The sequence below is a fragment of the Bdellovibrio bacteriovorus genome, from assembly GCF_025558485.1.
Lineage (GTDB): Bacteria > Bdellovibrionota > Bdellovibrionia > Bdellovibrionales > Bdellovibrionaceae > Bdellovibrio > Bdellovibrio bacteriovorus_G.
Genome location: NZ_CP102930.1, coordinates 2,436,337 through 2,450,214 on the forward strand (window position 1 = coordinate 2,436,337; position 13,878 = coordinate 2,450,214).

14 protein-coding genes and 1 pseudogene are annotated in these 13,878 nt (G+C 46.5%); 6 read left to right on the top strand and 9 right to left on the bottom strand.

What is annotated here, in order from left to right:
- Window positions 1-431: 431 nt before the first annotated feature.
- A complete protein-coding gene (locus EZJ49_RS12000; protein WP_262555956.1) occupies window positions 432-1,301 on the bottom strand; it encodes an NAD-dependent epimerase/dehydratase family protein in 870 nt (289 codons plus the stop codon).
- Window positions 1,294-2,061, bottom strand: coding sequence for a sugar phosphate nucleotidyltransferase (locus EZJ49_RS12005; RefSeq protein WP_262552384.1), 768 nt, complete (start codon window positions 2,059-2,061; stop codon window positions 1,294-1,296). Before EZJ49_RS12005 ends, EZJ49_RS12000 begins: the two co-directional genes overlap by 8 nt.
- 168 nt (window positions 2,062-2,229) lie before the next feature.
- On the opposite strand from EZJ49_RS12005, the gene EZJ49_RS12010 reads away from it, so the two are divergent.
- Entirely contained in the window at window positions 2,230-2,280 is a 51-nt protein-coding gene (locus tag EZJ49_RS12010; protein ID WP_262555957.1) for a hypothetical protein, read from the top strand.
- 174 nt (window positions 2,281-2,454) lie between these two features.
- Here the strand turns inward: EZJ49_RS12010 and EZJ49_RS12015 are convergent.
- Window positions 2,455-2,820 (bottom strand): annotated as a pseudogene (locus tag EZJ49_RS12015) (trypsin-like serine peptidase); the annotation flags it as partial.
- Between EZJ49_RS12015 and EZJ49_RS12020 the strand changes: the two are divergent.
- From EZJ49_RS12020 to EZJ49_RS12035, 4 genes are all read left to right on the top strand, one after another.
- A complete protein-coding gene (locus tag EZJ49_RS12020; RefSeq protein ID WP_262552385.1) occupies window positions 2,819-3,334 on the top strand; it encodes a helix-turn-helix transcriptional regulator in 516 nt (171 codons plus the stop codon). The pseudogene EZJ49_RS12015 and the gene EZJ49_RS12020 sit on opposite strands and share 2 nt — an antisense overlap.
- 118 nt (window positions 3,335-3,452) lie before the next feature.
- A complete protein-coding gene (gene mntA / locus EZJ49_RS12025; RefSeq protein WP_262552386.1) occupies window positions 3,453-3,851 on the top strand; it encodes a type VII toxin-antitoxin system MntA family adenylyltransferase antitoxin in 399 nt (132 codons plus the stop codon).
- Window positions 3,848-4,255, top strand: coding sequence for a type VII toxin-antitoxin system HepT family RNase toxin (hepT, locus tag EZJ49_RS12030; protein ID WP_262552387.1), 408 nt, complete (start codon window positions 3,848-3,850; stop codon window positions 4,253-4,255). Before mntA ends, hepT begins: the two co-directional genes overlap by 4 nt.
- 80 nt (window positions 4,256-4,335) lie before the next feature.
- Window positions 4,336-6,168, top strand: coding sequence for an LTA synthase family protein (locus tag EZJ49_RS12035; protein WP_262552388.1), 1,833 nt, complete (start codon window positions 4,336-4,338; stop codon window positions 6,166-6,168).
- Window positions 6,169-6,178: 10 nt separating this feature from the next.
- Here EZJ49_RS12035 and EZJ49_RS12040 read toward each other — a convergent pair whose 3' ends face one another.
- Complete coding sequence (locus tag EZJ49_RS12040; protein WP_262552389.1) at window positions 6,179-10,096, bottom strand: DEAD/DEAH box helicase; 3,918 nt, start codon at window positions 10,094-10,096, stop codon at window positions 6,179-6,181.
- 77 nt (window positions 10,097-10,173) lie between these two features.
- A complete protein-coding gene (locus tag EZJ49_RS12045) occupies window positions 10,174-11,208 on the bottom strand; it encodes an NAD-dependent epimerase/dehydratase family protein (RefSeq protein ID WP_262552390.1) in 1,035 nt (344 codons plus the stop codon).
- Window positions 11,209-11,669: 461 nt separating this feature from the next.
- Here EZJ49_RS12045 and EZJ49_RS12050 point away from each other — a divergent pair, with 461 nt between their 5' ends.
- Complete coding sequence (locus EZJ49_RS12050; protein WP_262552391.1) at window positions 11,670-12,038, top strand: hypothetical protein; 369 nt, start codon at window positions 11,670-11,672, stop codon at window positions 12,036-12,038.
- Window positions 12,039-12,048: 10 nt separating this feature from the next.
- On the opposite strand, the gene EZJ49_RS12055 is transcribed toward EZJ49_RS12050, so the two are convergent.
- The 4 genes from EZJ49_RS12055 to EZJ49_RS12065 form a co-directional block, all read right to left on the bottom strand.
- Entirely contained in the window at window positions 12,049-12,390 is a 342-nt protein-coding gene (locus EZJ49_RS12055; protein WP_262552393.1) for a hypothetical protein, read from the bottom strand.
- 63 nt (window positions 12,391-12,453) lie between these two features.
- A complete protein-coding gene (locus EZJ49_RS12060) occupies window positions 12,454-12,675 on the bottom strand; it encodes a BrnA antitoxin family protein (RefSeq protein ID WP_262552394.1) in 222 nt (73 codons plus the stop codon).
- Window positions 12,676-12,680: 5 nt separating this feature from the next.
- Window positions 12,681-12,968, bottom strand: coding sequence for a BrnT family toxin (locus EZJ49_RS16450; protein ID WP_410468767.1), 288 nt, complete (start codon window positions 12,966-12,968; stop codon window positions 12,681-12,683).
- A 175-nt stretch (window positions 12,969-13,143) separates the two neighbouring features.
- Entirely contained in the window at window positions 13,144-13,830 is a 687-nt protein-coding gene (locus EZJ49_RS12065) for a hypothetical protein (protein WP_262552395.1), read from the bottom strand.
- Between the last annotated feature and the right edge of the window lie 48 nt (window positions 13,831-13,878).

Here is a 13,878-nt window from a genome sequence, read left to right on the forward strand (position 1 = left end):
CTTTGTTTCTTTCAATTTTTACTAAGCCGGAGATAGTCCTTATCGATAGATTTTTACTGAATATGCCATGGTATAAATTTGCCATCTTACAGCTGATTCCATCCATGTACACCACGGAGATAAGTATAGTTGCGAATACAACAATTGACCATAAACGCCTCCGGAAGATCATCGTCCCCCACCATCCTGCGCGAGTTTTAACTGAAGGCAAAAGTCTGCCTGAGCACTTTTGCGGAGAGGTAGCAATTGAGGTCAGATATAATCACCATCACCGCTCCAGACGCTTCCATCTATGCCAAAAAGCTTGGTCAAAAATATACTGACAAAGAAGAAAATAGAAAAGTACGGCTATAAGACTCTATTGAATAAGATCAAAATATGAAATTGGTCGCCCAAACAAACTATCTATCACGACTCATACAAAGCCGACACTAACTCAGCAACGCCCTAGAGATGTGTTCTTCTATAGCTCTACGGAAATTCAAAGCTCCCCCCACTGCGGCTTCTAGAATCGCCGGATCACCGACGACTGATAAAGCTGGATTTCCCTTAGCAAAGATGGGATTAAAAACAGGAGAAATAACTACTCCCCTTACAACAGCTATTCGCTCAAGTAAGTCATTTAAAACAATACCCTCTCCACTACAGACATTCACCACCCCATCAATCTGAGAGTTTAAGGCCAAACTTACTATATATTCGATAACTTGGTCATAAACTAAAAAATCCCGCTTTATATCTATGTGACCAACTTGAATGGCGGCACCCGCACCTTCAATCTTTTTTATCTGCTCTATCCATTGATTAAACAGATTCTTTTCGGATGGACCACCAATAATATTAAAAACTCTAGGACAGACACACGAAAATCCATAAATTCGTGCGGATGATATAGCTATTTCTGTTTGACAGAGTTTACTCAAACCATAATGCGATAGCGGCTTGCATATATAACTTTCGGCTACCAGCCTCTCTCCAGGATCACCAATTTCAGCTGCAGATGATATATTAACTAGGCGGGGCCTCAAACCAATCGGCATTCGACCAATTGCTGCAGCTACCTCTGCAATCATCCGGGTATTCTCGGTATATTGATATAGTGGATCCAAGTCCGAAAGAACCGCGGCGCAATGAAAGAAAAATCTAGGTTTTACTTTCATTAAAATCTCGTACAGATCACTGCTATCAGATTTTCTTAAGCTTACCCCTAAGACAGAGTAACCTCTTTCTCTCAGAGCAGAAAGAACTCCAGATCCAATTACTCCAGATGCCCCACTAACTACTGCACTATTGCTATTCATGAGGTAAAAAAAGCCTACGGTTTGTCTCAAAATCCTCGCATGCCTGAGAGTAGTCCTCAATACGCCCTATATCCAACCATTGACAGCTCTCTTCATAAGCATATACAGACTTCCCACTATCGCGAATATTTATAAGCAAGTCAGGAATATTCAAAAACTCCCTCACCTTAATATAGTCAAAAACATCGCACGAGAAAATATTAATACCCATTGAAACGTTATACTTAAGAGTAGGCTTCTCCTTGTACTCCATCAATATGCCATCGGCACCTACTTCAAGAACTCCAAAGTCAATATTAACGGAACGTTGATTAACACATACGGTTGCAATTGCATTACTTTCCATATGTCTACTTATCGCTCTAGAGTAATCTAAGGTTGTAAGAACATCTCCATTCATAGATATAAAACTATCGTACTTTAAGAGGCGCTCTTTCAATAGGCCGATTGGGCCAGCCGTGCCCAATGGCTGCTCTTCAAATGAGTACTCAATATTCACTCCAAGACGGCTGCCATCTCCTAAAAAGGCTTGGATGAGATGAGCCATATGACCGATACAAATATAGAAATCTTTAACACCATAATGTTTTAGTTGGTAAATAATTACTTCAATAATTGGCAAATCACCAATTGGCATAAGTGGCTTAGGAACATAAGTGGTATAAGGTTTCAATCTTGTCCCCTTGCCACCAGCCATAAGAACAGCACATACGCGACCGCTATTAAACTTCATATTTCCCAACATTAAACTGATTTCCATTTCTTGTGATAAAATCGACCGTAGACGCTAGGCCCTCATCAAGAGAAACTCTAGGCTTCCATGATGTTGCTTGTTGCAGTTTTTCTGAAGTCGCCAAAAGTTTAAATACTTCACTTTTTTCCGGTCTCACCCTAGACGTGTCGATTTGAAAATCTTTATGTAGGCAATTTGCCTTATTCCATCGACGATGAGGCACTTCATCAGCACTTCGCACAGTAACAAGGGCATCAAGCTGGGCACATAAAACTCACAAGCGGCCACCCACATGCTGCCATCGGCTTTGTCGCCCGGATAACCTGTAATTGTGCCGTTTGCTTTATATCCACCAAGCACCGACGTGTGCGACTGAAACCCTTGCAAATCCCAGCCGATTTTCAACCAGCCTGTCTTAAGGCCGATGGGTTGCTTCAATACCAAAACGGCCAGATCCTGACGATCATCACCGGCAATATAGCTGTTTGGTGCATGAATACGCTCAACTTCGACAGAGCCAAATGGATCAGCGCTTAGATTACGTGCCGGAGTGAAAGTTTTCACATCCATCCATGTCTGAGTGCTCTGATCAAAAACACAGTGAGCCGCCGTCAATACAAGTCGTGGAGAAATCAGCGTTCCCGTACAGAGGTTTTCAACCTGACCAATCATGCGAAAAGCCTGGGTCGTGGTGTCCGTCACCGGCATACGACTTAACTCGCCTACGACAGACGCTTGCGACCAAGAACTACAGAATAGCAATAAAGACAGAACTGTGTTTTTCATGCACTATGTGCGTGCAAAATATGATTCAGGCTCTATTCAAAATGACGAGCTCGCTCTGTCTAGTTTTTGGACGATTTCCCTTATGTCTTCAAATAAAGAGCCCACCCTCGGCACCCCTGTTTATGGGTACTGCCCCCCTCTCTACATTGACATCCTTAAGGTTGTACGGCAAATTACCGTACAAAGCCCCGGTATAGGATATCCACACATGAGTACTAAAAGTCTTCCAAAACTGCTCGAAAAGGAACTCGGCCCTATTTCTTTTGGAGGATTCTTGCGTTCAGCCCGAACCTTAAAAGAGCTTTCCCAGACAGACATGGCCAAGCTTCTGGATCTTTCAAAGAGCACTCTTTGCGATATAGAAAAAGGCCGCCAAAACGTAAGCATTGAACTGGCTGCGAAAATCGCAAAAAAATGTGGCCTGTCGGAAGTCCTTGCTGTCGAATGTGCAATTCATGACTCCCTGAAGCGTGCAGGCCTTAAAATGGAGATAAAAGTCCGAAAACCCTCTTAAAAAAGGTGCGCCATACCCATTTTTCTGCGCGCCGCTTCCGCAAAAGTGTAGAGGGGTCCCCGTAGGCCCCTTCTGCAGTAGCTTTCGGACTGACTCTTTCGTATAATTTGATATGCCTATGAATATCGCAAACCTTGAGGCCGTACTACAAAGCTTTCTTCGGAACACACCTGAGGTGACTGTTCTAGGTTATTTTGGCTCGTACGCAAAGGGCACGGCAAAGACAACTAGTGATATTGATATTTGCATTGCCGAGGAGCGCCCACTTAGCACGGAAAAAAAGATTCAGTATATTAATGAGCTTACTTTGCTGCTAAAAAAGGAGATTGATCTTGTCGATCTTCATGCCGTAAACGGCGTCATCTTGAAAGAGGCTCTACACACATCAAAATGGGTTCGAAAAGAGCCCACATCTTATGCACAGATTCTAAAACGGATGCTTTTTGACCAAGCTGACTTTCAGCCCTATTATCAGCGTATGCTTAAAGCCAAAAGAGATCGGTTCCTCAAATCATGACCATCGAAGTCCTCCATCAAAAAATTGAGTCTTTAAGAAATTGTATCGAGCGCATTGAAAGCAAAAAACCCTTCAATGCAGAGCAGCTCCGCCAAGACTTTGATCTTCAGGACATTATTTCAATCAATCTTGAAAGAGCCGTCCAGGTATGCGTGGACCTGGCCTCCCACATTCTTGCAGCAAGTGGAGGACGAACTCCTGCTACAATGGCTGAATCATTCCTCCTTCTTGCCGAGGAAAAAAGAATATCTCAGAACATCGCCCACGCCCTTGTTAAGTCCGTGGGTTTACGTAATCTTTTAGTCCATGAGTACTCGAAGATTGATTGGGATATCGTATCCAGCGTCGCCAATGACCACCTAGACACCTTCAGAGAGTTTGCCAAAGAAATCCTATCCCCTTAATCATACCGTACCTTTTTGCAACGCAGCGCTTCGGCAAAAGTAAGCAGGTACCTTTTGGGCATTTATGGTACGAACTAGGAATGCGCTTTCTTTTGTCATCTTTTGGTTTTCTTTTTCGCATTACTTTGTTGGGCATGCTCTTGCGTGCCTTTGTCGCTTTCTATCTGAACATCTGGCAGTTCACCGAGCTTTCTAAAATCCCGGACACCTTTGGGGCCTTTCTGTATGGCTGGCATTTCGATCTGGCCATCGGCTCTGTCGTGTACCTGCTTCTATACTGGCTAATTCTGCTGTTTAAGCTTTCGCCGAAAGCCACCAAACGATGGACTTTCCTTTTCCTGTGGAGCTATATCGTCTTTATCGTGACCGACAGCCTTTACGCCCGCGAAACCGGACGCCATCTGTCTTACGAAGTCTATTCTTTGTTCACCGTGGAAGGTTCAATGTTGAATCTTTTTGCCCGCTACTGGCTGGCTGTACTGGTGTCATTGCTTTCAACTTCCTTCCTGAATCTGTGGCTGGCACCAACCTACAAATCTGAAAGTGGCATTATCGGCCGCCTTTTTGCCATGCTGATGGTGGCCGTCATTGCCGTGGTGGGCTTCCGCGGATTTGAAGGCATTCCTCAGGATGTTTCCTGGGCCTATCGCGCAGGCGGCGGTCCGCAGGGAGCGGTGGTTGCTTTAAACGGGGCCTATGGAATTGTCTGGGCCGCACTGGGTGGAAAGAAAAGCAGCAAGGAAGTCATCCAGTCCGGGAACGGCATCAACACCGAGCAAGTTTATAAAAATTGGCGCGACAAACGCGGCATCAAAGAGCCCACTGGAAAATTCGATGGCAACGTGGTGATCGTTTTCCTTGAAAGCTGGTGGGGCACGGATGTCGACAAAGTTGACGCCGATGGCATCGAGGTGTTGCCGTTCTTTAACAAGCTTCGCCGGGAATCTTTAAGTACAGAACTTTTTTTAGCCGGGGGCCATCGCACCACAGAGGGACTCTTTGCATCTCTATGCAGTCTTCCGAATCCTTTGGGGAAAAGCATTATGTTTTCAGAGATCGAGAGCAAGGACTTCACCTGCCTGCCTCGCCTGCTGACAGAAAAAGGTTACAGTTCTGCTTTCTTCCAAGGGTCCGATCAGTTTACCAGCGGAACGGCTTTGCTGGTCTTGAAAAGTGGTTTCCAGGCTTCCTATGGAAAGCGTGAAATTCCCAACGTCGAGTCTTTGGAGCAAAATGCCTGGGGTGTGTTCGATGAAAGTCTTTACGACTTCGTCGATAGTAAAATGAACGAACTTTCCGAGCCACTGTTGATTGGTGTGAACACCAACTCCACCCACGACGACCGCCTGCCGGCAAAAGCAGATCGCAAGCGTTACAAGACCCCGCACTATTGGGCGGATCATGAACTACAGGGCTTTTATGAAAAGCTGCTGAAACGAAAATGGAAAAAAGACTGGGTTCTTGTTCTGGTCGCTGATCACACCACTTATGGTGGCGCCAGCATTTTTGAACACTATGCCATTCCGTTTTTGATTAAATATCATTCGGTGGAAAAAAAAGGATCTTCTCCGATCGAACATAAATTACTCCCCGGAGCTTACTCCCAACCTGATGTCGCTGCGACCTTGGCAGATTTGACGGGCACCAAAGCTCCAGAATTTATCGGTCGTTCTTTGCTGCGCCCTCAGGACTTCAGCGCCGGAGCCAGTATTTTCCATCTTGGCCAGTCCGCGTGGTTTGAGGGCGACTGGAGTGTTGTCTTTAACATCCGCATCCCCGGTGAAAAGAAATGCTTTAACTGGAAAAACGACATGAGCTTCGCCCATCCCCAACCTTGCCCGCCTCAGGGCGACAAGATGTACGAAGAGGGCTTAAGCTATATTAAGGAATCACAGGAAGAGCTGTTCCGGTAAAAACAGCTCTTTACTTCAACCCCAACAGGAAATCGAAGTCCTCTTTACTCAAGGCTCCGCTGGCACCGGCCAGTTCGGTTGTCGCTTCAGCTTCTGAGAACAGACTTTGGAACTTGCGGTTTTTGCGCTCTTTTAGAAGTTCCATTTTTTCTTCCAAAGATTCGTGCATGATGTAACGGAAAACCTGCACCGCTTTTCGCTGCCCCAGACGGTGGGCACGGTCCGTGGCTTGATTTTCCACAGAAGGATTCCACCATGGCTCCAGATGGAAGACATAGCTGGCCTTGGTCAGATTCAGCCCCACACCACCCGTTTTTAGCGTCATCACAAGAACGGCACCACCCGGCGTTTCATTAAAGTCTTTCAGAATCTTCTGACGCTGCTTGGTCGGAATCGCTCCGTGCAGAACAAAGACCGGAATCCCCACGGCCCGCAGAATCTTTTCGGTTCTTTCCAGCGTTTGCAGGAATTGCGTAAAGACCAGTGCGCTTTCGCCGGATTCGATAATTTCCTGCAAGGAATCCAATAGAGCTTCCAGTTTCGGTGGGGTTCTATCGTACTTCACTTCCGGCAAAGCCCCCGGATCAGAACAGGCCTGACGAAGGCGCAACAAAGCCGTCAACATTTGCAGTTGAGACTGATTTTCCCCGACCTCTTTGATGGAGCTTTGAATGCGCTCGTTGTAAGCAATCGCAATGTCGCGATAAATTTTCTTCTGCTTTTCTTCAAAGGCAATGCTGACTTTGGTTTCCTGTTTTTCAGGAAGCTGATTCAGAATTTCTTTTTTGGACCTGCGCAAAATCAAAGGCTTTGTCTTTAACTTTAGATCTTCAACATCTTCCAGCAGCACCACTTCCGTGTTCACAAACTGGCGACGGAAGTCGTCGTACTTGCCAAGACTTCCCGGAACCACCAAATCCAGCAGTGAATAGAATTCACCGTAATGGTTTTCCAGCGGAGTCCCCGTCAAACACAGCTTAAAACGTGCATTCAACATACGAGCCGAGCTGGTGCGCTTGGCGGAAATGTTTTTTAGATTCTGAGCCTCGTCAAAGATCAGGACATTCCAATTGTACTGACTCAGGAACTCGCCGTTTTCCATCAAAAGACCATATGTGGTCACGATCGCCAAAGGCTCTTTCGCCTCCAGACGTTTTCCAACGCGCTCATGATCTTTGCTGGTGAAAATTTCAAACGGCAGACTTGGCGTGAACTTCGCCACTTCGCTTTCCCAATTGTAAACCAGACTGGAAGGCACCACAATCAACACCTGTCCCAGCTGGTTCTGAGTTCTTAGGTATTCCAGGAAACACAACGCTTGCAGGGTTTTCCCCAGACCCATGTCATCAGCAAGCAACGCCCCCATACGCAATGTATAAAGATCCAACAACCACTGGAAGCCTTCATGCTGATAAGTTTTCAGATCCGCCTTGACGGTATCAGGAACTTTCACAAGGTCCGTGCGGGACCCCAAACCATCGTAGAAGTTACAAATCTTTTTCCATTCTTCGTCACCGCGGAATTTATAACCGGATGCACGCAATGCCAAAAGCTCCAGCGCCTGATGCTTCGGAAGTTGATAGTATTTATCCGTCCACGGCTTCTTGCTGGATTCGCGTTTACCTTTTTGCAGCTTATTCCAAAAACCTTCCAGACGGCGCAAAGAAGGAATCTCTGTACGCGGAACCAGATAGAATCTGCCGTCGTATTCAATGACTCCTCCGCCACCCAGACTTTTCAGTTGTTTGGAATCAATCTCCTGCCCCTGCAGGAAGAAACGTGGATTCAGTTCAAACCAATTCAGCATGCCTTCATCAAGCTTGCTGACAATCTGGAAATCGACGACAAATTCGTCTTTTGCCAATTCCTCCAAACGCTGACCACGCACATACAGACGAATTCCGTGATCCATCAAGGGCTGCAACAACCCCAAGGACTGCGTTGGCGTGACATCTTCTTTCCCCCAGCTTGGCATAAAGAAATGACCTTTTTCCAACATCGGATCTTCTTCAATCTTGCCATTCCAGATCTTGGTTAAAATCCCGGTACGAGCCCGTTTAAAGGCCGACCCTTGAGTGGAAAGAGCCATATATTTTAAAATCTCGTAAACAACACGGAACTCTCGCTCAACAGAGCCCGAGAACAGATATTCACCTTTTGGACTATAGACGGCCTCGCGCTCTGATAACATCTTCAGGATTTTTGCCACATAGTCTTCAAAAACACTCAACGTGCCCTTGGAACACAGTTCATCCAACGGCTGGGTCTTGTTTAAACTGACCCCATCCCCCGTCACGATCAGAGAATGAATCTTAGGGGATACGACCTTGAATAAATTCTGAGGACTGCATGTCGTCCCGTCAGTCAGTTGCTTATCAAAATACAAGCTCAACGTTTCAAGCGTCAGATACTGTAAAGTTCCCAGATGTTTCAACAGCTTCAGATCCCATTCGCGTTTCTTGAAACTTGTAGAGGCCAAAGTTTTAATTTCACTTTGCAGCAGAAAACCCAAGCCCTCGTGCATCGTGCGCAAAATCATCACCACTGGCGTGCTAAAACCCGTTTGTGAAACATTCTGGGCTTCGGACAGGCTAAAGACCTTTTCCACCGTAAATCCGGAGTCATCCTGATGATGTAAATTTAAAATACTGCCAATAGCGCCTACATCATGACTGCCACCTTCAACTTTGACTGGCAAAGCACGGCTGCGCAGGAATTTCATGAACGACGCTGTCTCGGTTTTTCCTTCAACATTTAAATGAGAAAAATGCAGCGGTTTTTCTGTGCCCAGTTTCCGGGAATAAAACTGCTCAATGGCCTCGAACTCTTTTCTCCATCCGAACGCCACCAAATGTCCCAGACCGAAATCAATCGCAAAGTTATCAAAGAAGGCGTAGCGTTCCTGCGTTTTTTTCGCGCGCAAAACCGCAGAGGTGCGAACATCCTCTTCACCACTGAATTCCACCTGCCACTGGAAGGAATGTTCCGCCTCGACAGAGATATTGCGAATCTGCAAAGCCTTCCCCAGATCCTTCAGGTCCTGCACAAAGAACTTCAAATCGCCCTTGTTCACGCGACGAATGATACGATTCAGCAGTTCCTGCATCACAGCTTCGATATCAAGCAAATCGCGACTGAAGAATCTGTGCGGATCACTTGGCAACAATGGCCAAAGCACTTCAAAACTTTCCTTACGTGCAGGCGCCGGCAACAGATCACGGGGTACAATCGCACGATAAGCGTGACGCAGAATATCCTTACTGCTGACGGAAACCCCATCGCTGAAATTATAGCGAAGAATTCCCGCAAGCTGCTGCTGATTCTTGCTATCCGCCCAGTAAACAGTTTCTTTCTGCGGGTTTCCTCTAAAGGCCTGCGGCAGTCCCCACACGGCCCCGGTGGAACCGTCTTCACTGTCGGCAACATGGGCCAACTCAAAGGGCATGGACGCTTCCGGTAGGAAGTCTTCCAACGGCAGGGCCTCATCCAAAGACAGAGGCTCCGTGCACAGGGACAGGGACTCAAGCTTAAGATCTGCGGGAAGCCCCTTGGTGTCGCCTTCCCCACGCTGGGCTTTCTTTTCTTCCGTCAGATCCCAGAAGTCTTCACAAAAGTTACTAACCTGGAAACTGTGATTGCGCAGGAATCCGCGGTCCACCGACAAGGCCCACCAGATCAGAATCAACGCCGCCCATTCATGCTGACAAATATCATCCGCATCCTTGCGACTTTCCGCACATTGAGCACAATGGAAAGTCAGCTCACCGCCTTCACCATCTTCAGTGACGCTGACGTAGGATTTTTTTAAAGAACTTTCTTCGGCAAAAACGAACTGAATCTCCAGCCCACCGTCATCGGCTTTTTGAATTCGATGACTGTCCAGCGCCAGAGCTTTAAGAATTTTAAACGCTTTTTCAGCAATGGGCATTTGCTCCAGGGTCGCAAGATCCTTGGGGCTGACTAAATGAGAAATTTTTTGCAGTGTTAATCCGAAAAAGGCCATCCCTACAACTTAGCAGAAGTCGCAGAAGAATAAAATTCTTTATACCACTGAATGGTTTCTTTTAGAGTGTTTTGCAGATTTCGCTGTGGTTCCCAGCCCAGATCCCGCTTTGCCATATGCGAATTTAGCTCACCGTGACGGGAGATGTTGGATTTTATTTCCTGATTCAAAGAAAGTTGTGCCTTTGCACCCCATTCGTCTGCTAAAATACGCGCCACTTCGCCAACGGCGTGCATTTCCTCAGGACCAAAATTATAGCTTGCCGCAAGTTTTGGACCTTTTTCGATCAACCCTTGCGCCAGTGCCAAAAGTCCCTCGACCTGATCTTGAACGGCGATCCACGGGCGCAAAGATTGGGGATTCCTCAAGGCAAAAACTTCTCCACCGATGAAGGCTCTTACAGCCTGTGGAATCAAAGCCTGTTCTGTGAAATCTCCGCCGCCGACGGCAGAACCCATCCGAGCTGTGGCAATGGCTATTTTATGCTTGTTATATTTTTCCGGCGCAAAGAACGTCTGCCGATAAGAAAGCGCAATCAATTCTGCGCAAAGCTTGGCGGTCGGTAAAACTGCGGAAGCGGCCACACTGTCTTCTTCGGTGTAAGCGTCTTGAGAGGGCTTTCGCGCATATACCTTGTCAGAACTGACCACCACGACAGCGCGCACAGAAGCCGTTTCACGCATAAGCTCCATCAGCGTCGCAGTGCCAAGTGCCGACTTACTGAATGTTTCCAACGCTCGGGCCTGCGCTTCCTGCAAAAGCCCCGATTCGCCCAAGTGAATAACAGCATCAGCCTGGGCAAATGACAACGCCTCACGGACAGCCACCTCATCGCGCAAATCTCCGAAAGTCATAGAGATCTTCTGCCCCAGATTTTCCAGATCAAAAAGATTCGTTGCCGTTGCCGGAGCTTCACCGAAGCCGAACACTTGAGCATTTTGAGCCAACAAAGTCTTCACCACCCACGCCCCCAAAAAGCCGGTCGGCTGAGTGACAAAAACGCGTTTATTGCTCCAGTAATTTTTGGTGGTGGTCATAAGGTAGTTTTAGCGGCTATTGCGCCATCAATCACTCTCTTTTTGGCCGAATTTCAGACTCCAACTTCTGACAGTCCTCTCTTAAAAGCTATTTAATGCGCCTAAAACTTGCACAGACCGCCAAAAAGAGGAAACTATGGACAAAAAATCAAATATAGGTAATAATAAACCAATATGAAAGCCCACCTGCTTTTTTATCATAAAGCTTGGGTACAGGGCCGTTTTGTGATCGAAATGACTATCCACGATGTGGGCCGATCCAAAACATATCCTGATGGAGTTAAGTACGGTTTAATTTGTAAGGACATAGAAAGCGGGCACTTTGTTTTATTCGACAATCACCATCCGAAGGGTCCGCATTACCACATAGGAAAACAAGAGTTTCCCTATGTCTTTATAAACGAAAATCAACTCATCGAGGATTTTAAACTAAGAGCCCTGGATGAACTGGGAGTTAAGCTATGAAAACACTTGTAGTCTCGATTAAAAGTCCTGAAGAAGCTTTGAATGATTTCAAATCTGCTTTAAGTGCAGCTCGCAAACAAAAACGCAAACAGGATCACTTTGAAATCTCGTTTGACAATAAAAAAGATTTTGATCGATTCGCTAAGAATATTGCATTGTTATCGACTATCATCATTCACAAACCCAAATCAGTCTATGAGCTGGCAAAGATTGCCAAAATGGATGTCTCAAATCTCAATAAAATTATTCTTTTTCTGGAAGAAGTGGGTGCAATTAAAATCCGCGAATCCACTCAAAACGGTCGAAAGATCAAAACACCTCTCGTCGAATATAAGCAGATTCAAATTGATTTAAGCGCCGCCTAGAAGGTTTTGTTCAACGCCTTGATTGCGGTGATCCGGGTGAACCCAGTGAGCCAGAACTTTCCCCTCGTAACTCCAGAAGAAGATCCGGGTGAACCCAGTGAGCCAGAACTTTCCCCTCGTAACTCCAGAAGAAGCCAATGGGATCCGTTTCGTAAATAGCAACCCTCAATTGCCCCTTGCCTTCGGTGGCTTTCATTTTAAGCAGGGTCTGCGCCAAAGATTCCGGGTTGATTTTCCCCGAGGACGCCGCAGGCGTGCAATACTCTTCGTAGAAACGAGCTAACAAAGACAGCTCGACAAGATTGAACATGCTCTCACGAATAAAGTATTTATCTGTTTGCAATGACGTCATCCCAATAGCCTAGCGACTCCCCTGGCTCATATCCAATTATTTCGTCTAAATAACGCAATCCGTCTATCTGCGCTTTTTTCCCCAGGACAGGTCTGGCTTCAAACGCTTTTCCATACAATCTCGAAGATAGAAGTTAATAAGCGTCTGGTAAGGAATTTCGGTCGAACCTGACAGCTCTTGAAAGTATTCAATCACTTCATCATCAAGCCGAATCGTCGTCCGAGTTTTCAATTTCTTCAGATATGGATTCTTCTGTGCTTTTGAAAAGTCATACTCTTTTTTCATACATATCACCTTGAAAAGTATTGATTCATCTCGGTTCGGGTTGCATTGCGAGCAGACACAATCCTGACAACCTCCTCAGCCTCCCAATAAAGATGAACAACAATTAGAATATTTCCCTTGGAGCTTCTTCCCAGAATTATAAACCGCTCTTCGCCAACGGAATGCATATCATCACGAATCAGCAACGCATTCTCATCGTAAAAAACAGAGCTGGCTTCTTCGAACGAGACTCCATGCTTCTTTCGATTAGAATCTGCCTTAGCGGCACTCCACACAAATTCTATCCTCATTATAAAACAGACCTTTCCTTTTGTACATATCCTATATGCACAACCATAAATATCTGTTTTAACTGCAATTTACATAGAACCACGGGATAAGCCGAGGCAGGCATCCCCTGGCGAAAGAGTTCGATTTTCGGATAAGAACAGAAGACTAACCTCCACAAAGAAGACGGAGAGTCCCCTTTTATTCGGTGGCGGCTATGAATTTGGGTTTGGATCTTGGGCGAGTGGGGTCTTCCATGAAACGGGCCAGGATTTCGGCAAGCATCAGACTGACGTGGTCGGAGTTTTCAATCTCTGGGATGTCGGCGATGTAGAAGCGGTTTTTCGAACGCACGATGTAAGGCACCAGTTCTCGCGTGCGGGAATTTCTGGATTCAGCCAATGTCACGAACTTGGAAACATCCGCAGGCAACAGCTCCACCTGTTCAAAGGCGCGCTTGCTACGGCTTTTTTTGAAGGTTCCCCCTTCATAGACAATTTCGTCAAAAGATCCACGCGCATCAGGGCGGGCCGAGCGCAGAAAGCGCAGTCCCAAGTCCTGCTCCAAACGCGGGCCCATTTGCCAGATATTGTAGCCAAACCACGCAACGCTCCCCCTGGCATTCATAAAGTCTTCAACGAACACCCGGGGAACGCGATGGTCAAAATGAGTTCCAATATAAATATTCTTTCCGCAAAGCCCCACCATACCCCGCTGATAGAGGTCAATGGATGCCTTGCGAATCTGCACCCCTTCATACGGCGACAACAGCCTTTGCAAAGCGATCGCAAAACCGCGACCTGACTGTACCTGCCCGTCACCTTCCGGATCAAAAAAGATCTGCAGACAAGAGCCTTGTTGCTTCGGGATCAGTTCTTTAAAGGCCATCGCCCCAAGGACTCCCACCGCCGCAAAAGCGAAGAGAAAAATTCTGCC

Coding starts and splice junctions, on each gene's coding strand:
- EZJ49_RS12000 (WP_262555956.1), bottom strand. CDS start 1,301: ATGAATAGCAATAGTGCAGTAGTTAGTGGGGCATCTGGAGTAATTGGA.
- EZJ49_RS12005 (WP_262552384.1), bottom strand. CDS start 2,061: ATGGAAATCAGTTTAATGTTGGGAAATATGAAGTTTAATAGCGGTCGC.
- EZJ49_RS12020 (WP_262552385.1), top strand. CDS start 2,819: ATGCACTATGTGCGTGCAAAATATGATTCAGGCTCTATTCAAAATGAC.
- mntA (WP_262552386.1), top strand. CDS start 3,453: ATGAATATCGCAAACCTTGAGGCCGTACTACAAAGCTTTCTTCGGAAC.
- hepT (WP_262552387.1), top strand. CDS start 3,848: ATGACCATCGAAGTCCTCCATCAAAAAATTGAGTCTTTAAGAAATTGT.
- EZJ49_RS12035 (WP_262552388.1), top strand. CDS start 4,336: ATGCGCTTTCTTTTGTCATCTTTTGGTTTTCTTTTTCGCATTACTTTG.
- EZJ49_RS12040 (WP_262552389.1), bottom strand. CDS start 10,096: ATGCCCATTGCTGAAAAAGCGTTTAAAATTCTTAAAGCTCTGGCGCTG.
- EZJ49_RS12045 (WP_262552390.1), bottom strand. CDS start 11,208: ATGACCACCACCAAAAATTACTGGAGCAATAAACGCGTTTTTGTCACT.
- EZJ49_RS12050 (WP_262552391.1), top strand. CDS start 11,670: ATGAAAACACTTGTAGTCTCGATTAAAAGTCCTGAAGAAGCTTTGAAT.
- EZJ49_RS12055 (WP_262552393.1), bottom strand. CDS start 12,390: ATGACGTCATTGCAAACAGATAAATACTTTATTCGTGAGAGCATGTTC.
- EZJ49_RS12060 (WP_262552394.1), bottom strand. CDS start 12,675: ATGAAAAAAGAGTATGACTTTTCAAAAGCACAGAAGAATCCATATCTG.
- EZJ49_RS12065 (WP_262552395.1), bottom strand. CDS start 13,830: ATGGCCTTTAAAGAACTGATCCCGAAGCAACAAGGCTCTTGTCTGCAG.